Origin of the sequence: Streptomyces sp. CB01249, assembly GCF_001905735.1 — a bacterium.
Classification (GTDB): Bacteria; Actinomycetota; Actinomycetes; order Streptomycetales; family Streptomycetaceae; genus Streptomyces.
This window is the reverse complement of sequence record NZ_LISW01000003.1, coordinates 45,015-62,308: the sequence shown is the minus strand read 5'-3', so window position 1 is coordinate 62,308 and position 17,294 is coordinate 45,015. Positions and strand designations below refer to the sequence as shown.

Genomic DNA, 17,294 nt, shown 5'->3' with positions numbered 1-17,294 from the left:
AATGGTCAGACAGGCCCTAGCCGGCCACTCGTACGGCGGGTGGATCGCCCTGCACTACGCCCTGCACGCGCCCGGCCGGCTCCGGAAGCTGATCCTCCTCGACCCCACCGGCTGCTTCAGCGGATTCCGCCCCGGCTACCTGCTCCACGCCCTGCCGATGCTGCTCCGCCCGAACGCCGCCCGCGTCCGCGCCTTCCTGGACTGGGAGACCGGCGGCGCCGCGCTCGACCCGCACTGGCTGCGGCTGCGCGAGGCGGCAGCCGGCTTCCCCTCGGCCCGCCCGGTCACCGGCCCCCGCCCCGAGCCGGAGGCCCTGCGGGCCCTCGCCGTACCGACGTTGATCCTGCTGGCCGGTGACAGCCGCGCCCACGACGCGGCGAAGGCCGCCGCCACCGCGCACCGGCTGCTGCCGCGGGCGGAGACGGCCGTCCTCCCGGACGTCTCCCACCACGCGCTGCCCCTGCACGCGCCGACGGCCCCGGAACTCAACCGCAGGATGCGCGAGTTCCTGGTCTAGGAGGCTCCGCGGCCCAGCGCGTCCCGGACCGCCTCCTCCGACCGGCCCACGACCGCCGTGCCGTCCTCCGCCGTGATGATCGGGCGCTGGATCAGCTTCGGGTGCTCCGCGAGCGCGGTGACCCAGCGCTCCCGGTCCGCCGCCTCGCGTGGCCAGTCCTTCAGGCCCAGCTCCTTCGCGTCCGCCTCCTGGGTCCGCGTGATGTCCCACGGTTCGAGGCCGAGCCGGTCGAGCACCGCCCGGATCTCGTCCGGCGACGGCACGTCCTCCAGGTAACGGCGGACCGTGTAGTCGGCCCCCTCCGCGTCGAGCAGCGACACCGCGCTGCGGCACTTGGAACACGCGGGATTGATCCAGATCTCCATGGGGCCAAAGGTACGCGAGGGACCTCGCCGGAGGGGTCGAAAACCCCTCTGGCCAGGGGCGATTGTCAGTGGGGGCCGGTAGAATGGGAGTCAGTTCGTGAGGGTTTCCGAAGAGTTCCGCCACCGTGCCAGGAGGTAGCCCATGGCCGTTGCCGCAGTCACGACCAAGCCGCTCGACAAGCCCCTGCACCAGCCCCTGACCAAGAAGCCGCTCCCCGCCGGCCGCCCGCGCGAGTGGTACGTCTCGCACAACCGCCGCCTGAAAGCGATGCGCCTCGCGATCGCCCTGCTCGACACCGGCGTCTACCTCCCGTCCAGCGCGAACAACGCCCGGATACGCGCGACCGCCGCGCGCCTCGGCATCCACCCGCCGTCCGACCACACCTGCCGCATGGTCCGCGCACTCATCCGCTACGGCCGCTGACCGACGCGGGGCGGGCTCCCGGAATCCTTCCGGGGCCCGCCCTCTCAGTACCCGTCGCAGTTCGCCGTCGCGTACGCACCCGAGGCCGAGTCCGTACGCCGCGTGCCGTCGTCCACGGTCACCGAGCACGACACGTCACCGCCGCCCCGGCCCACGCTCACCACGAACGAGCCGCCGCTCATGAAGCCCTTGGAGTCCAGCTCCCCGGCCCACGGCAGCGACCGCAGCGCCAGCCGCCCGGTCGACAGCTCCTCACCCCGCCAGGTGCTGTACGTCAGCACCACGTCGTGGGCGGTCCCCGTCACCTCGTACCGGATGTGCACCTTCCGGGAGCCCTCCGAGTGGAGGACGTCCGACAGCACCGCCATGACGGCCCCCGCGGCGAGCGCCAGCAGCACCGTGACCAGCAGCAGCACCCACGGCCACATCCGCCGCCGGGGCGGCGGCGGGACCGGATCACCGGGCGGAACCTGCTCACTCATCCCCCCAGCCTCCGCGCTCCGGCCCCGCACCGCGACCCCTCGGGGTCCGTCCGGCTGCCCGCCCTACAGATACGGCTGGGTGATCAGCTCGATCGCGTGCCCGGCCGGGTCCTTGAAATAGACCCCCCGCCCACCGTGCCCGGTGTTGGTCTCCCCGGGTCGCTTCATCTGCGGATCGGCCCAGTGCTCGACCCCGCCCTCGACCAGCCGCCCGTAGGCCCGGTCGAACAGTTCCTCGTCCACGAGGAACGCGTAGTGCTGCATCTGGATCTCCACCGGCGGCTCCGCGAACTGGAGCAGTACGCCGTCCGCCAGCTGGATGTTGACGAACGGCCCCCAGGACGGGGCTTCGTCCAGCTCCAGCAGCTCCCGGAAGAACCGCGCGGACGCATGGCGGTCCACGGCGGCGACGATGGTGTGGTTGAACGAAACGGACATGGCTGACGACCTCGTGATCTCTTCGGCTCGACACAGTGTTTTCGTACGGTGTACGAGCCGGGGGAGGCCCCCGCGCCAGGCATACGGAACACCCGGCGGGGCACGTCCGGCGGGGGCTCAGCCCACCACCGGATCGCCGTTCCGTGCATGGCGTATCGCCGGTCCGGTGTTCACGGGCACGACCCTACGGGCGATCGCCGGCCGGGTACAGTTGTTTGTCGCCCGAGGACGTGCGCGTACGCGTGTGCAGCTTCCACGCCCGGCCACCGCGGACCCCGGTGGACGCCCCTCCCGACCGACAGGTACGCCTTCTTGTCCTCCGCACCGTCCTCGACCGCGCCCGCGTCCCCGTTCCGCCTGCGCGCCCTGAAACCCGACTGGATCTCCGACCCCAAGGTGTGGCGCACCGAGGTCCTCGCCGGTCTGGTCGTCGCCCTCGCCCTGATCCCGGAGGCCATCTCCTTCTCGATCATCGCCGGGGTGGACCCCGCGATCGGGCTCTTCGCCTCCTTCACGATGGCGGTCACGATCTCCATCGTCGGCGGCCGCCGCGCGATGATCTCCGCCGCGACGGGCGCGGTCGCCCTGGTGATCGCCCCGGTCAACCGGGAGCACGGCTTCGGCTATCTGGTCGCCACCGTGATCCTGGCGGGCCTCTTCCAGATCCTGCTGGGCGCCCTGGGCGTCGCCAGGCTGATGCGGTTCGTGCCGCGCTCCGTGATGACCGGCTTCGTCAACGCCCTGGCGATCCTGATCTTCATCGCCCAGGTGCCTGAGATGCACGACGTGCCGTGGGCGGTCTACCCGCTGCTCGCCGGGGGCCTGCTGCTGATGGTGTTCTTCCCGAAGGTCACCCGGGTCATCCCGGCGCCCCTGGTCTCCATCGTCGTGCTCACCACGATCACCCTGGCGGCGGGGATCGCGGTCCCGGCCGTCGGCGACAAGGGCGAGCTGCCCTCCTCGCTCCCCGTGCCCGGCCTGCCCGACGTGCCGTTCACCCTGGACACCCTGACCACCATCGCCCCGTACGCCCTGGCGATGGCGCTGGTCGGGCTGATGGAGTCCCTGATGACCGCGCAGCTGGTGGACGACATCACGGACACCCGCTCCGACAAGACCCGCGAATCGGTCGGCCAGGGCATCGCCAACATCGTCACCGGCTTCTTCGGCGGCATGGGCGGCTGCGCCATGATCGGCCAGACGATGATCAACGTCCGCGTCTCCGGGGCCCGCACCCGCCTCTCCACGTTCCTCGCGGGCGCGTTCCTGATGGTCCTCTGCATCGTCTTCGGCCCGGTCGTCTCCGACATCCCGATGGCGGCGCTGGTCGCTGTGATGGTGATGGTCTCCTTCGCCACGTTCGACTGGCACTCCATCGCCCCGAAGACCCTGCGCCGCATGCCGGTGGGGGAGACGGCGGTCATGGTCATCACCGTCGCCATCGTCGTCGCCACGTCCAACCTGGCGATCGGTGTCGTCGTCGGCTCGGTCACCGCGATGGTGATCTTCGCCCGCCGCGTCGCGCACCTGGCCGACGTCACCGCGGTCGTGGACCCGGACGGCAGCCAGGTCGTCTACTCCGTCACCGGCGAGCTCTTCTTCGCCTCCTCCAACGACCTGGTCACCCGCTTCGCGTACGCCACCGACCCCGACAGGATCGTCATCGACCTCACGGCCACCCACATCTGGGACGCCTCGTCGGTCGCGGCCCTGGACGCGATCGAGACGAAGTACGCCGCGCGCGGCAAGACGGTCGAGATCGTGGGCCTCAACCAGCCGAGCGCGGCCCTGCACGGCACCCTGAGCGGCGAGCTGACGGGCGGGCACTAGACATGGATGTGTACGAGGCCGTGGACAGCCGCCGGGCCGTGCGGGCGTTCAGCGACGAGCCGGTGCCCAAGGAGGTGCTCGTACGCGTGCTGAACGCCGCGACACGGGCTCCGTCCAGCGGGAACCTCCAGCCGTGGCATCTGTACGTCGTCACCGGCGAGCCCCTGGCCGAACTGAAACAGCGCGCGACCGGCAGGGCCCTGGCGGGAGACCCGGGTGACGAGCGGGAGTATCCGATGTACCCCGACGCACTGTCCTCGCCGTATCGGGACCGCTTCTTCGCCGCGGCGGCCCAGCGTTACGAGGCACTGGGGATCGAGCGCGACGACCCCGACCGACCCCGGCGGATCGCCGCCCTGAACGCGGAGGCCTTCGGGGCGTCGGTCGTCCTGTTCTGCTACCTGGACCGGACGATGGGGCCCGGACAGTGGGCTGACGCGGGGATGTACGTGCAGACGATCATGCTGCTGCTCAGGGCGGAGGGGCTGCACAGCTGCCCCCAAGTGATGTGGACCAACTACCGGGAGACCGTCAAGCGCACCGTCGGAGCCCATGACGAGCTCGTGCTGTTCTGCGGCATCTCGGTGGGGTTCGAGAAAGAAGGCGTGCCACGGCTGCGGACCGGGCGGGCGGACATGGCGGAAACGGTGAGCTTCATCGGCGGGTGACCGCTGACGGCCGAGACCGCCAGGACGCTCCCTGGGCCCGGGGGAGCGCCCCCCGGCTCCGTCGTCGCGCCTACCCCGCGACGGCCCCGTGCAGGAAGACGTCGACCAGCTCCCGCGAGGTGAGGTCCGGCTCGTCGTCCGTACGCGGCTGAGTGAACAGCAGCCCGAAGAAGAGCGCCGCGATCTGCTCCGGGGTGCGGCGCAGGGCGGCACGGTCGGGCTCCAGCAACTCCGCCACGGCCGCGCGGATCCGCGCCGACGACTCATTGCGCCCCGCGCCGCGCACCGGTCCGGGGTGCTTGCCGCCGCCATGCCCCAGCGACCCGAGGATCGCGCCCATCCTGGCCATGTGCGCCTGAAGCGCCTCGGCCGCCTCCACGAGCCGGTCGGACAGCGGCTGGGTCAGATCGATCGCGTCGAGCTCACGGATCGCGTGCTCGGGGGACAGCGCCTCGGCCACACACGCCTGCATCAGCTCGTCCTTGTCGGCGAAGACCCGGAAGACCGTGCCCTCCCCGATCCCCGCGGCCCGGGCGACCTTCGCGGTCGTGACGGCGGAACCGTACTCGGCGATCAGCGGAATCGCCGTCTGAATGATCATCGCGCGCCGCTGCTCCGGCGACATGGCGGGGGCGCGGCGGCGGGCGGTCGGGTTCTCCTTGGCTTCGGTCATGCCCCAACCATACGGAGTGAGTCCTCACTCCGTCAATGAGTGAGGACTCACTCCGCTGCGGTCGGGTGCGGGTCCAGAAGCGCCCGCACTGCCGAAGTTCCGGCGAAGTCCCGAGCCAGAGCGTCCATCAGTACCTCGTCGCAAACCTGCCCGAGCCAGTAACCGGCCTCCCGCAGCCGCCCCGCGTGCTGGAACCCGGCACGCTCGTACGCCTTGATCCCGGCCGCGTTCGGGGCCAGCACCTTGAGCCACACCATGCGCAGACTGGCAACGTGGAACGCGTAGTCGAGGGTCAGCCGAGTCGCCTCGACACCGAGCCCGCGCCCCCGGGCTTCGCGTGCCAGCATGACGACGAACTCGGCGGTGCGTACGGATTCGTCGGGCAGCAGGGTGGTGACGCCGATCGGGACGGGCTCGGCGCCGCTCAGGTCGTAAACGGTGAAGCGGATGTTGGCCCCCCGGAGCTGGTGCTGCATGCCCTCGGCACGCGCCTCCAAGGACTCGGGGACCTGGCGGCCGTAGCAGATCATGAGGGAGGGATCCTGCTCCCACTTCCAGTACGTCTCGACCAGATCCGCACGGTAGGAGCCCAGGCCACACGTCTCGGTGGCCAGCCACAGAGCCGGCTCAGTCATGGGTGTCTCCGATCATCAGGACGGGCGTGTAGAGGAGCGTGGACGCCGGTTCGACCGCGAGGGCTCCGTCGCCAGTCTGGACCCACGCGTGCAGGCGTACGGGGTCCGGCGCGACACCGTGACACCAGACGACGGACCGGCGCCGCAGGGCGAGGAGGAGCACGGCGGCGGCCGACTCCTCCAGACAGGCGGTGCGGGCAGGTGAATACCAGGCGGCCCGGCGCACGGCGAGGACGGCACGCTCGGCCTGCTCGGGGGTGGCGGGCCGGGTGGTTGTCGACGTGGCCGCGCGGATGGCTTCGGTGATACGTCGCATGGCGGTTTCCTTCCTCCCCGCCGCTTTGACCGCCAGGACACAGGCGAGGGCGGCGGCTGCGGCCGAGCTCCACGCATTGCGGGGGACGGTGAGACCTGCAGGGTGCTCGGTGCTGCCCCAGCTGGCCTTCGGCGCGATCGACGGAGCGGGCTCTGCGGGAATCAGGCAGCGCACGCCACCGGTGTCGTAGTCGATGACGACCTGAACATGGCCGAAGTCGACGGACCGCTCCATTACTCCACCTTTCCGGGGGCAGGGGCGACCCACACGGGATCAGGGGTGTGGGTGATGGTGCGCAACCAGGCGTCGGCAGCCAAGGCCTGCTCGATGTGCGCGAGCGGCATCGGGACCCCGGCGGCGGCGTGGCGGAGCTGCTCACGGAATCGCTTCGTGTCGATCAAGCCGAGCGCGGCCAGATTCATGCCCCCGGTGTCGAGGAGCTGGGGAAGGGCGGCGCGCAGTCCGCCGTAGTGGTCTGCCTCGAAGGCGCCCTTCGTGGTGCGGGCCACCAGTTCGGCGGGGAGGAGATCGGCGAACGCCCGTTTCAGCACCGGCTTGTAGGCGTAGAGAGGGGGACGCAGACCGACTGGGGTCCTCAGCACCGCGTCGACCACGGAGGCATCAAGGAATGGATTGTGCAGATCGATTCCGCAGGCGTCTGCCAGCTCGGCGTCGGCCACCGCCGTACGTGCCACTTCGCGGATCTCGTCAACGAGGATGCGTACCGAGGCGTCCAGGCCCGGTAGAGGGTCGGGCGCGGCAGCGTAGTCCTCGGCGGCCTCGGTGAGGAAACGTACGGCGGAAGACTCCGCCCATGCCGGTACGGGCAGGGTGGAGAACCACCTGACATCACCCCGAGTCGGCTTGACCCCGCTGGTCAGCTCGGTGGTGAGTGCTGCCGAGGCGCCCTCGCGAGTGATGGCCGTCATCATCGACGCGGAGCGAAGCAGTGGGACGACAGCGATGTGCCGAAGCCGGGCCCACCCGAATGCCTCGCGGACCGCGCGGGTGCAGCGACGATGGCGCAGGAGATCGGCGAGTTGGGCCGGCGGCTGGAAGAGGATGCCGTCCCCGCCGTCGCCGGTCAGATGAGTACGGGTGCCGAGTTCGCTTCGCATCCAGCGGAATTGGGCCAGGAGTCGGGTCTGCGTGAGCGTGGAAGGCGCGGGCTCGTCGGTCACGGGGACGTCGGTGAGGGTGGTGTACGGCCGGTGTTCATCGCCGAGGGGGAGGAGGCGGTGGCGGAGCCGGCCGTCGGAGGCCGCAGCGGTGAGCCGGGCGTAATGGAGGTCGGCGCCGTCGAGGACACCACGGGGGTGGATGGTGACAGCGTTCACCGGATCCGGCGCGGTGCGGGAAGCGAGGACGGCGACCGTGGAGGAGTCGAGACCACCGGAGAGGTCGCTCGACAGGGCCGGGTCGGTGTCGGCACGGAGACGTACGGCGGCAGTGAGGGCGTTACGCAGACACAGGTGCGGTGGCGGCCCGTCGAGGGGGTCGGGGCACCACGTGGTGCTGTACGTGTACCGGTCTCCGGTGGCGGGCAGTTCGATGCGGCTGCCGGGCGGGAGCTGTTCGACTCCGGCGAAATACGTACGGCCAGAGGCCAATACGGGCACGGATGGAGCGAGGAACGCGCATGCCAGACGCTTGGTGTCGACGTGAGCGCCCGCCAGGGCGCCGAGGTGGCGGGCCGACGTCGACCACGCCCAGGTCCCCTGCCAGGCGACTGCGTACAGGGGCAGTGCGGCGGCCGGGTCGGTGTGGAGGACCAGCCCGTGTGCCAGCTCCTCCAGGACCGCGTAGGTGCCCGGCCACTGCCACGTCGCGCGGGTGGGCACAGGGCAATCGGCGAGGGTCTGTACCTCCTCTGCGGTGGCTCCGCAGAAGCCGATGACATGGACGCGGCGGCCGGGCCGCCGCGCTGTGCGGACGGGGATGTTGCCGAGCCGCCACAGAGATGACGTGGTGAAGCTCTCCGCGCCGAGTGGGCGAGGGAGGCCGGGTCGGGTGGTGCTGAATCCGCCGATGGGCAACGTGTCCTCCAGATCCTGCGAAGGGGGTGCGGCCTCGACCCGAAGGCCGGGGCCGCACCCGTGCGACAGGGGTCAGCAGTTGTACGCGCGGCGCTTGTCCTCGGACTGTCCGCCGCCTTGGCCCTCGGTCAGCTCGGCGACGTCGCCGAGGTCGATCGCCACCGGCTTCCTCTCGGGAGTGGTGGTGCCGTTCTCGTTGCGGGTGTCGATCATGGTGATGCTCCTTCGGTGGATGCGCGAGTGTTGGCTGGTGGTGCCTCCGCCCGGGGCCGGCGATCCAGCGGGGCGGAAGTTGGTGGGCTGTCGCTGTCTCGATGTCGCGGACCTGCCGGTGCAGCCAGGGGTGATCGTCCTCGTGGAGGAATGATCCGAGGCCGACGGCGGTCATCGTGTGGCCTCCTCTTCGAGCAGGTCGTCCTCCTCGAACCGGGCGAGGAACGCCGCGAACCCTTCCTGGGCACGGGCCGTCAGGTCTGAGCTCGGAACGCCGTACTCCGGCTGCTCGTCGGAGGGGAGGGGCGTGGTCATCGCGCATTCCTACGGGTGGGGTCGGCGCAGCGGGCCGCGCTACGGACAGGGCGTGGTCGCTGCTGAGGCGGAGCGGCCCGGAGCGTTCTTCGCCTTCCGGGGCGTGTGATCAGTCAACGACCGTCAGGCGGCTGTGGACAGGAAAGGTCGCAGTCGATTCGCCCAAGACCAAGCGGAAAACTTTACGTTCGCATGACCCGGCGGCTGTTCCGGACGTACCGGCCCGGCTACGTTCTGTCGCATGGGAGCGAATGTCATCCTGAGAGGCCGGATGGATGAACTCGGCCTGACGCAGGACGAATTAGCACGTCAGATGAATGTCGCGCTCGAAGAAATCGGGGGGAGGCCGGGGGATGTGTCCGCGCGGACGGTGCGCAATCTTCTCAACGGCAGCACCCGAAGGCCGATCGGCCGCACATGCGCCGCACTCGAAGCGGTATTCGGGTGCCCCGCAGCGGATCTAGGGTTCGTCCCACCACGCACCGCCGTACGAGCGGAGGACCCAGTGCACCGCCGTACCTTCCTTGTCGCGGCGACCGGAACCGCCGCCGTCGCCGCCGCTGCTCCGCCACGCCTCACGCGGCTGGGGCAGGCCGACGCCGACCGGTTTCATCTGGAGTACACCGAACTGCTGCGCGGTGACGCGCGGCTCGGCGGGGCGGGGAAGATCGAGAACAAGGCCATCGAACTCGCGTCGCGCATCCAGTCGTCGCTCGCCGGCGGTGGCGTCTCGGACCGCGTGAGGCGCCAGCTGTACCGGCTCGCCTCCGATGCCACGTGTCTGGCGGCCTTCGCCGCCATCGACGCCCGTGCTCCGCGGCGTGCCCGCTCCCACCTCGACCAGGCTCTCCCCCTCGCGGGCCTGGCGCGCGAGGGGGAGGCCATGTACCGCGTGTGGGACCACCTGATGCTCACCTCCAGCCAACGCGAGAACCACGCCGAGGCAGCGGCCGGTGCCGAGGTCATGAAGCGGTCCTCGACCGCTCGGCGCGACCCGCTGTACGCGTCGCTGGGACACATGCGGCACGCCAACGCCCTGGCCAGGCTGCATCAGCCCACTGAATCCCTGCGTGCCATGAGCTTCGCGGAGAAGACGTTCGGACGCGCCGACGGCGTACGGCCCTCCGCGTGGATCTCGTTCTACAACCGAGCCGAATTCGACGCCCTGTCGTCGTACGTCTGGACCGCACTCGGGGACCACGAGCGGGCCGAGTCCTGCCTCCACCGCACTCTCGCGGCGATCCCCGACGACATGGTCCGCAACAAGGCCCTCTACACGGCGCACCTGTCGCTCGCCCAGGCGAGGCAAGGAGAGGTGGAGCTCGCCGCCGGAACAGGACGCCGCGCGTACGAGATGCTGCTGCCGGCGTCCGGATCGCTGCGCACGACGAGGACACTCGCCGTCACTCGCCAAGTCATCGAGGCCACGGGCACGAAGGCGCCCGAGGTCGTGAGCTGGATCGAGGAGTCACGCCGATGGATCTGAAAACGTACACGCACGCCGACGCCCCGGACGTGCGCTCCCTGCTCCTGGACATACACGACGAGGTCTACGCGAACGAGCCCGACCCGTTCCACTCGCGCGAGCGGTTCTCGTACTACGTCGATCTGTGGTCCGGGCGCGAGGACTGGCTGTGCGTCTCGGGCTGGGAGGACGGCGGAGCGGTCGGATACGCGTACGGTTCGAGGTTCAAACCGGGCGGCTGGTGGAAGGGCGCGGACCGGCCCAGGGGTGTGCGCGGCCGCATCTTCGCTCTGTCCGAGCTGATGGTGGTGCCCCGGTGGCAGGGCACCGGCAGGGCGCAGCAGCTCCATGACGCGCTGATCCGATCGGTCGAGGTCGACTTCGTGACACTCCTGGTCGACTCCACCCACCCGAGGGTGCAAGCCCTGTACGAGAAGTGGGGCTACGAAAAGCGAGACGAGGCCAAGCCGTCCGAGGACTCCCCGCTGTACGCGGTGATGGTCAGGACATTGCGAGAGGCACCCGCGCAGCGCGAGGCACAACCGAAAGGCCCTGTCGCTCTCCGCGGAGAGTGACAGGGGTCTTGCTCTGGCGAAACCGCGATTCAGAGATCGGAGTACAGCTGGACGAGCCTCCTGACCCGGCAGACGGCTCCAGCCGGTCTGGTCGGTGCACAACGGATGCACGAGACGGCCGTCCCGTCAGATGGCCGTTTGTGTGCTCACTGCCGTGAAGAGCTGAGGTCGCGCCTTATCACCTGCGGTTCTTCTTTGAATACGGCGTCGACACGCCGTTGTGGCCAGGTCCGTCTGGCATGGCCGTCTTCGACAGCCCCTACGGATACCCCTGCGTTCCGGAGAAACTTCCCATCACGGCAGCCACCAGCAACGAACTCACCAGCCTCGCAGACCTCTACCAGTTCTCACTCGACTGGGACCATCCTGCAGGTCCCTCGCCCTGGACCCAGGGGCAGCAGGAATCGTTCCGGCATGAGGCCGATACCGCGCTGGAAGCGTTGCGCCGCGAACTTGGAGACGGGTGGACGATTGAGGACCAGAGGAGCTGACTGCCCTCTGCGGCAGATGCCCCTCGGGGCTGTCGGGCGTACGTACGAGATGTTCGGGGATGCCGGCGGCTATGCGGGTAGCTGCGATGTCGGCAAGGGGCGGACGAGCGCCAGGCATCGACCAGATCTAGCCGTCTTGTGGGTTCTGCCGGTTGTATGGAAAGGGCCTCTGCCACACTCCACAGCTGATGTACCAGGCAACGAATCGGGGGTATGCAGGCCATGGCGCAGACGAGAAAGGGCTACTACCGGGCAGCGCACTACGTGAAGCCGTCGACGGTATCCAGAAAGGCCAAGAAGCCGGCGTTCTGGGTTGTCGCGGTGGGCGCGCTCTTGCTGATCGCCGCTTGGAATTCCCTCTTCGGTGACGACGGCGACAAGACGAAGCCGGAACCTCAGAGGACGGTCCAGTCAGCCACGGAGTCGCCGGCGCGTTAGTTCTCGGAGGGCTCGCGCCCAAGCAGTCGCGGTGCGGATGTCCTGGCTCCGGGGCTGCTGCTCCTCGGAATCAGGCGCCGCTTTAGCGGGGAGAGTAGATCGCAGCTGCTCCCAGCGCAGTTGCCAGTCACCCAGCCGCTCGTCCGGCATTCCGCAGGCGGTCAAGTAGGCGCTGGTTGTATGCCAGGTCCTGGGAAGATTCTTGCGGTTGAGGAGGGTACTGACTGTTCCGGTCGAGATCTGGCCGCCGGAGCGGTGGCTGATTGCTGAGTGGGTGAGGCCGCTTGTGACACGCACTTGACCCAGTGCGTTGATGAACCCTTCGACGCTGCGGATGGCCGCCGGATCTGGCCATGCGCGGAGGTCGGCAGAGCCCGCGTAGTGGCTGGCGGGCACCTGTGTTCGACTGAAGGCAGGGTTCCAGCTCAGTGCGAGCTGGCCGTTGCTGTTACGTTCTCTTCCTTGAGGGACGGGGTGCCCCTTCGCGGAGAGGGATTTCCTCAGCTGCAAGAAGACGTTGTCGAGGTCGAGCTGTTCCGGGCCTCCGGCAATACCCGTGGTGAGGATTTTGAGAAGCTCACCGGTGAATGCAGTGTGGGGCTCCCCGGGCGGGGCGAGTGCCTGACGGGTCTCCGAGGCTGCGGCGAGAAGATAGGTCCCTTCGACATCGGCTTGGGCGGCAAGATCTGAGGGCCCCATTGTTCCCAGGGCCAGGCCCGCGTAGCAGCAGTCAAGTATGACGACAGTCCGCTCGGCTCTTCCCTCCAGCAACGCGCTTCGCAGCCAGCTGTATTGAAGTCCCGTCTCCACCCGCTGCTGCCTGGATTGGGGTAGCCCCAGATAGAGCTCGCCCTCCGGCGTGACCAGTCCATGCCCCGCGTAGTACACCAGCAGCGTGTCCCTGGCCGCATCTGCGGCATCACGCAGGGTGTCCATCACGGCGATCGCACTCGTCGGCCCGGAGAGCACCTGGCAGTCGTCTCGGCTGAGATTCCAGGAGGTGGGCCCAGTGAGTACCTCGGCCAAGGAGCTGAGGTTGTTGGAGACGGCCGGCAGGTCTTCGAGGAAGGCGTACGAGCTGGTCCCGACCAGTACCGCCTTTGTGGCGCCGGCGTCCGGGAACACGCTCAACTCGCTGGGCCCCTCTGACCGTCTCCCCGGTCCTCCCGAAGCAGCTGGTTGATCCGCTCGATCTGTTCATCGCTGCAGTCCGTCAGGGCATCGATGAGATCGTTGTGCCGGACGGTGACACGAGTGGCCCGCGGCCGTGTCTGCTTCCAGGCAGCAAGCGCCAGAGTGAAGTTCGCGGCGTTCCATCCGTTCTCGGTGATCAACTGCAGAACGTCGGCTGCTGCCCCCATCTCGCCCTCGCGCGGTGGCTGCTCGCGCATCTCCAGGGTCGCGGTCCGCCGGATGTCAGGATCCTGACGAAGCCAGGTGAGCAGCGAACGGAGTTCGTCGTTCGACGGCTCGACACGAACCTCAACGCGCATGCGATCCCCCTGTTGCCGTGCTTCGAGTCTTGGCGGTCTTCCCTATGGTCGCGGATGAGCGGGTGCGTGGGGCTGTCTTCACCGAACCTCGCTGAAAGAGGTTGGCCTCCGCGTGATCCTCGCGGCCGACGGGATCGACGTCGTCCTTCAGTACGTCTCGACCAGATCCGCACGGTAGGGCCCCAGGTCACACGGCTGGGTGGTCAGCCGCAGAATCGGCTCAGTCACGGGTGTGTCCGATCGTCGTCATGACGGATGCGAACTTGCAGAGTCTTCTCTGCAGAGAATCCTATGCAGAGAAGACTCTGCAACCTACGCTACTGGCATGCCCGACGAACCGGAACGCACAGCACGGCCCGCCAAGCCCACCCGGCGCCTCGATGCGCGCAGTCTGCGGGGACTGGCCCATCCGCTGCGGATGAGCATCTTCGAACTGCTCAGCCTGGACGGCCCAGCCACCGCCACCAGGCTCGCCGAACGCCTCGGGGAGAACACCGGGACCATCAGCTGGCACCTGCGCCACCTCGCCGAACACGGCTTCATCGAGGAGGAGACCGGGCGGGGTACGAAACGCGAGCGCTGGTGGAGAAGGGCCGACGTATCCAATGAGCTGAACACGGCCGATTTCCGCGACGATCCCGACACCCGGGGCGCGTTGTCGGTCTACCTGCACGAACTGCTTCAGCAGCACTTCAACCGGGTCGTGAAGTACATCGGCGAGGACTGGGACGACACATGGCGGAGCGCCGGTACCGTCTCGGACTGGAGTGACCTGCGGATGACCCCGAAACAGTTGGAAGCACTCAACGCGGAGCTCATGGCTGTCATCACCCGCCACACCCCTGCTCCGAACGCCGACCCCGCCCCGGACGCGCTCCCCGTCGTCGTGCAGCTCCAGTCCTTCCCGCGCAAGGGCCGTGGCTCCGCATGAGCCACGACATACGCGGTGGCCTGCTGCGTCGCCACCGCGATTTCCGCCTGCTGTGGTGCGGTGAGACCGCCGGCAAGTTCGGTGCGTCCGTCACCGGGGTGGCGATGCCACTCGTCGCCGTATCCACCTTGGACGCCAGTACGTTCGAGGTCGGACTGCTGAGCGCCGCCGCCTGGGCCCCCTGGCTGATCATCGGCCTCCCGGTCGGTGTCTGGGTGGACCGGCTGCGCCGCAGGCCGATCATGCTGGCCGCCGCCGCGGTTTCCCTCGTGCTCTTCGCCGCCGTTCCGATCGCCTCATGGTCCGGTCGGCTGAGTATCGGACTGCTGCTCGCCGTTGCCCTGCTGGCAGGCACGGCAACGGTGTTCTTCCAGACCGCCTACACCGCCTATCTCCCCACCATCCTGGATCCCGATGACCAGCCCGAGGGCAACGCCAAACTGCACGGCAGCGCATCCGCCGCGCAGATCGCCGGGCTCGGCTCGGGCGGCCTGATCGCGCAGTTGGCAGGTGCGGTGAACGGGATGTTCGCCAACGCCGCGACGTTCCTCGTCTCCCTCCTGTGCCTCGCGGGCATCCGGCATCGCGAGCCGCACGTCACCAGGACCGGAAAGCGCCCCACCTCACTGGCCGGTGAAGTCCACGAAGGGCTGCGGTTGATCGCCCACGACCCCTGGTTTCGCACGTTCACGCTTTTCGGAGCCGCCTCCAACCTGGCCCTCATGGGGTACCAGTCGATCCAAGTGGTCTTCCTGGTCCGGAGCGTGGGCCTGGCCCCGGGGGCGGTCGGCGCACTCATCGCGGCGACCAGCGCCGGAGGCGTAGCCGGGGCATTCGCCGCACGCCGGGTCGCCCACCGGATCGGCACCGCCCGCGCGACCCTGCTGTTCGAACTGGGACTGCCCTCACTCGGTCTGCTCATCCCGTTGACCACCGGCGGAGCCGGGATCCTGCTCTTCGTGACAGGTGGCTTCAGCGTCTCCGCGGGCGTCGTCGCAGGCAACATCATCAAGGCGAGCTTCCAGCAACGCTACTGCCCGCCGGATCTCCTCGGCCGTCTCACCGCAAGCTCGGCATTCCTCGGCTACGGAGCGATCCCTGTCGGAGCACTGCTCGGCGGCGTGCTCGGAACCGTACTCGGCCTCCGCACCGCCATGGCCCTCATGACAGCGGGAATCCCGCTTGCCGCACTGATCCTGCTCCTCTCACCGATCCGGCACTCCCGCGACCTGCCGACGTCCCGCCGGGCAAGGAGCAGTCCGAGCACGGCAGAGAGCCCTGCCGCTCTCCGTGGAGAGTGACAGGGCTCCTGCTCCGGCGCAGCCGCGATTTAGAGGTCGAAGTAAAGCTCAAACTCGTGCGGGTGCGGGCGCAGCTGGATCGGGGCGATCTCGTGGGTGCGCTTGTAGTCGATCCACGTCTCGATCAGGTCGGACGTGAAGACACCGCCCGCCTGGAGGTACTCGTTGTCGGCCTCGAGGGCGTCCAGGACGGCCGGGAGGGACGTCGGGACCTGCTGGACGTTGGCGTGCTCCTCGGGAGCCAGCTCGTACAGGTCCTTGTCGATCGGCTCGGCCGGCTCGATCTTGTTCTTGATGCCGTCCAGGCCGGCCATCAGAAGCGCCGAGAAGGCCAGGTACGGGTTGGACGACGGGTCCGGCGCGCGGAACTCGACGCGCTTGGCCTTCGGGTTGGAGCCCGTGATCGGGATGCGCATCGCGGCGGAGCGGTTGCGCTGCGAGTACACCATGTTGACCGGGGCCTCGAAGCCGGGCACCAGGCGGTGGTACGAGTTCACCGTCGGGTTGGTGAAGGCCAGCAGCGACGGGGCGTGCTTGAGGATGCCGCCGATGTAGTAGCGGGCGGTGTCCGAGAGGCCCGCGTAGCCCTGCTCGTCGTAGAACAGCGGGTCGCCGCCGGCCCACAGGGACTGGTGGACGTGCATGCCCGAGCCGTTGTCGCCGAAGATCGGCTTCGGCATGAAGGTCGCGGTCTTGCCGTTGCGCCAGGCGACGTTCTTCACGATGTACTTGAAGAGCATCAGGTCGTCGGCTGCGGCGAGCAGCGTGTTGAACTTGTAGTTGATCTCCGCCTGGCCGCCGGTGCCGACCTCGTGGTGCTGGCGCTCGATCTCCAGGCCGCTCTTCTGCAGCTCCAGGGACATCTCGGCGCGCAGGTCCGCGTGGTGGTCGACCGGGGAGACCGGGAAGTAGCCGCCCTTGTAGCGGACCTTGTAACCGCGGTTGTTCTCGACCGCACCGGTGTTCCAGGCGGCGGCCTCGGAGTCGATGTGGTAGAAGCTCTCGTTCGCCGATGTCTGGAAGCGGACGTTGTCGAAGACGTAGAACTCGGCCTCGGGACCGAAGTACGCAGTGTCGGCGATGCCGGTGGAGGCGAGGTACGCCTCCGCCTTCTTGGCCACGTTGCGCGGGTCACGGCTGTACTGCTCGCCGGTGATCGGGTCGTGGATGAAGAAGTTGATGTTGACGGTCTTGTCACGGCGGAAGGGGTCGACCCGGGCGGTCGACAGGTCCGCGCGGAGCGACATGTCGGACTCGTGGATGGCCTGGAAGCCGCGGATCGACGAGCCGTCGAAGGCAAGCTCGTCGGCCGGGTTGAAGGTCGCCGCCGGCACGGTGACGTGCTGCATCACGCCGGGCAGGTCGCAGAACCGGACATCGATGAACTTGACGTCGTTGTCGGCGATGAACTTCTTCGCGTCGTCGGCGTTCTGGAACATCCAACTCCTCCTACTCCCGGCCCGGGAGGGACGGGGTTGCAGCTCGTTGTGTGACCAGTGCGGTGGCACACGCTGGACCCGACCATAGGCAGACCGGATTTCTCAAGCATGACCCATTTGTTTCGCCGAAGTTAACCGGCGCGGCTGCGGGGAGCGGCCGTACGGGCCCCGTACCGCCCCTTTGGCGTGGGCTTACGGGCCTCACGGCCGTATCAAAAGGGTGTCCGAGGAGTGGGACGACCCGTGGGA

22 protein-coding genes are annotated in these 17,294 nt (G+C 68.7%); 10 read left to right on the top strand and 12 right to left on the bottom strand.

All coding sequences use genetic code 11. The features are described from left to right. Positions 1-517: alpha/beta fold hydrolase (locus tag AMK18_RS15970; protein ID WP_143202271.1), on the top strand; the 517-nt coding region annotated here is incomplete at its 5' end. Here the strand turns inward: AMK18_RS15970 and AMK18_RS15965 are convergent. Next, positions 514-882, bottom strand: a complete 369-nt coding sequence (locus tag AMK18_RS15965) for an arsenate reductase family protein (protein ID WP_073863299.1) — start codon at positions 880-882, stop codon at positions 514-516. The genes AMK18_RS15970 and AMK18_RS15965 overlap by 4 nt on opposite strands. Before the next feature lie 142 nt (positions 883-1,024). Here AMK18_RS15965 and AMK18_RS15960 point away from each other — a divergent pair, with 142 nt between their 5' ends. Beyond that, positions 1,025-1,306 carry a hypothetical protein gene (locus tag AMK18_RS15960; RefSeq protein WP_018103536.1) on the top strand — a complete coding sequence of 94 codons (282 nt, stop codon included), beginning with the start codon at positions 1,025-1,027 and terminating at the stop codon, positions 1,304-1,306. 44 nt (positions 1,307-1,350) lie between these two features. On the opposite strand, the gene AMK18_RS15955 is transcribed toward AMK18_RS15960, so the two are convergent. Next, positions 1,351-1,788, bottom strand: a complete 438-nt coding sequence (locus AMK18_RS15955; protein WP_018103537.1) for a hypothetical protein — start codon at positions 1,786-1,788, stop codon at positions 1,351-1,353. 63 nt (positions 1,789-1,851) lie between these two features. After that, complete coding sequence (locus AMK18_RS15950; protein ID WP_018103538.1) at positions 1,852-2,226, bottom strand: VOC family protein; 375 nt, start codon at positions 2,224-2,226, stop codon at positions 1,852-1,854. Positions 2,227-2,538: 312 nt separating this feature from the next. Here AMK18_RS15950 and AMK18_RS15945 point away from each other — a divergent pair, with 312 nt between their 5' ends. Then, entirely contained in the window at positions 2,539-4,056 is a 1,518-nt protein-coding gene (locus AMK18_RS15945; RefSeq protein ID WP_073863298.1) for a SulP family inorganic anion transporter, read from the top strand. 2 nt (positions 4,057-4,058) lie between these two features. After that, positions 4,059-4,724, top strand: coding sequence for a nitroreductase (locus tag AMK18_RS15940; RefSeq protein ID WP_073863297.1), 666 nt, complete (start codon positions 4,059-4,061; stop codon positions 4,722-4,724). A gap of 70 nt (positions 4,725-4,794) precedes the next feature. On the opposite strand, the gene AMK18_RS15935 is transcribed toward AMK18_RS15940, so the two are convergent. From AMK18_RS15935 to AMK18_RS34900, 6 genes are all read right to left on the bottom strand, one after another. Beyond that, positions 4,795-5,397, bottom strand: coding sequence for a TetR/AcrR family transcriptional regulator (locus AMK18_RS15935; protein ID WP_018103540.1), 603 nt, complete (start codon positions 5,395-5,397; stop codon positions 4,795-4,797). Between the two features lie 47 nt (positions 5,398-5,444). After that, complete coding sequence (locus AMK18_RS15930; protein WP_073863296.1) at positions 5,445-6,032, bottom strand: GNAT family N-acetyltransferase; 588 nt, start codon at positions 6,030-6,032, stop codon at positions 5,445-5,447. Then, complete coding sequence (locus AMK18_RS15925) at positions 6,025-6,582, bottom strand: lasso peptide biosynthesis B2 protein (protein ID WP_073863295.1); 558 nt, start codon at positions 6,580-6,582, stop codon at positions 6,025-6,027. Before AMK18_RS15925 ends, AMK18_RS15930 begins: the two co-directional genes overlap by 8 nt. Then, complete coding sequence (locus AMK18_RS15920; protein WP_073863294.1) at positions 6,582-8,384, bottom strand: albusnodin/ikarugamycin family macrolactam cyclase; 1,803 nt, start codon at positions 8,382-8,384, stop codon at positions 6,582-6,584. The genes AMK18_RS15925 and AMK18_RS15920 overlap by 1 nt, the downstream gene beginning before the upstream one ends. Before the next feature lie 72 nt (positions 8,385-8,456). After that, positions 8,457-8,597 (bottom strand): albusnodin family lasso peptide, encoded by a 141-nt coding sequence (locus tag AMK18_RS34440; protein ID WP_107422344.1) that lies wholly within the window; start codon positions 8,595-8,597, stop codon positions 8,457-8,459. Between the two features lie 171 nt (positions 8,598-8,768). Beyond that, entirely contained in the window at positions 8,769-8,912 is a 144-nt protein-coding gene (locus tag AMK18_RS34900; protein ID WP_198957017.1) for a hypothetical protein, read from the bottom strand. Positions 8,913-9,417: 505 nt separating this feature from the next. Between AMK18_RS34900 and AMK18_RS15915 the strand changes: the two genes are divergently transcribed. The 4 genes from AMK18_RS15915 to AMK18_RS15900 all read left to right on the top strand — a co-directional run bounded on the left by AMK18_RS15915 (position 9,418) and on the right by AMK18_RS15900 (position 11,881). After that, positions 9,418-10,398, top strand: coding sequence for a hypothetical protein (locus AMK18_RS15915; protein ID WP_073863293.1), 981 nt, complete (start codon positions 9,418-9,420; stop codon positions 10,396-10,398). Continuing rightward, positions 10,389-10,952: a GNAT family N-acetyltransferase gene (locus tag AMK18_RS15910; protein WP_073863292.1), complete on the top strand. Its 564-nt coding sequence runs from the start codon at positions 10,389-10,391 to the stop codon at positions 10,950-10,952. Before AMK18_RS15915 ends, AMK18_RS15910 begins: the two co-directional genes overlap by 10 nt. A 239-nt stretch (positions 10,953-11,191) precedes the next feature. Continuing rightward, positions 11,192-11,443, top strand: coding sequence for a hypothetical protein (locus AMK18_RS15905; protein WP_241836577.1), 252 nt, complete (start codon positions 11,192-11,194; stop codon positions 11,441-11,443). Between the two features lie 222 nt (positions 11,444-11,665). Continuing rightward, positions 11,666-11,881 carry a hypothetical protein gene (locus tag AMK18_RS15900; RefSeq protein ID WP_143202270.1) on the top strand — a complete coding sequence of 72 codons (216 nt, stop codon included), beginning with the start codon at positions 11,666-11,668 and terminating at the stop codon, positions 11,879-11,881. Here AMK18_RS15900 and AMK18_RS15895 read toward each other — a convergent pair. Then, on the bottom strand, positions 11,855-13,006 hold the full coding sequence (locus tag AMK18_RS15895; RefSeq protein WP_241836599.1) for a caspase family protein: 1,152 nt from the start codon (positions 13,004-13,006) through the stop codon (positions 11,855-11,857). The two genes, AMK18_RS15900 and AMK18_RS15895, sit on opposite strands and share 27 nt — an antisense overlap. Before the next feature lie 2 nt (positions 13,007-13,008). Continuing rightward, positions 13,009-13,374, bottom strand: a complete 366-nt coding sequence (locus tag AMK18_RS15890) for an effector-associated constant component EACC1 (RefSeq protein WP_073863288.1) — start codon at positions 13,372-13,374, stop codon at positions 13,009-13,011. A gap of 325 nt (positions 13,375-13,699) precedes the next feature. On the opposite strand from AMK18_RS15890, the gene AMK18_RS15885 reads away from it, so the two are divergent. Then, entirely contained in the window at positions 13,700-14,305 is a 606-nt protein-coding gene (locus AMK18_RS15885; protein WP_073863287.1) for an ArsR/SmtB family transcription factor, read from the top strand. Further along, on the top strand, positions 14,302-15,606 hold the full coding sequence (locus AMK18_RS15880; protein ID WP_073863286.1) for an MFS transporter: 1,305 nt from the start codon (positions 14,302-14,304) through the stop codon (positions 15,604-15,606). The genes AMK18_RS15885 and AMK18_RS15880 overlap by 4 nt, the downstream gene beginning before the upstream one ends. A gap of 29 nt (positions 15,607-15,635) precedes the next feature. Here the strand turns inward: AMK18_RS15880 and glnA are convergent, their stop codons facing one another. Continuing rightward, positions 15,636-17,045, bottom strand: a complete 1,410-nt coding sequence (glnA, locus tag AMK18_RS15875) for a type I glutamate--ammonia ligase (RefSeq protein WP_018103543.1) — start codon at positions 17,043-17,045, stop codon at positions 15,636-15,638. Between the last annotated feature and the right edge of the window lie 249 nt (positions 17,046-17,294).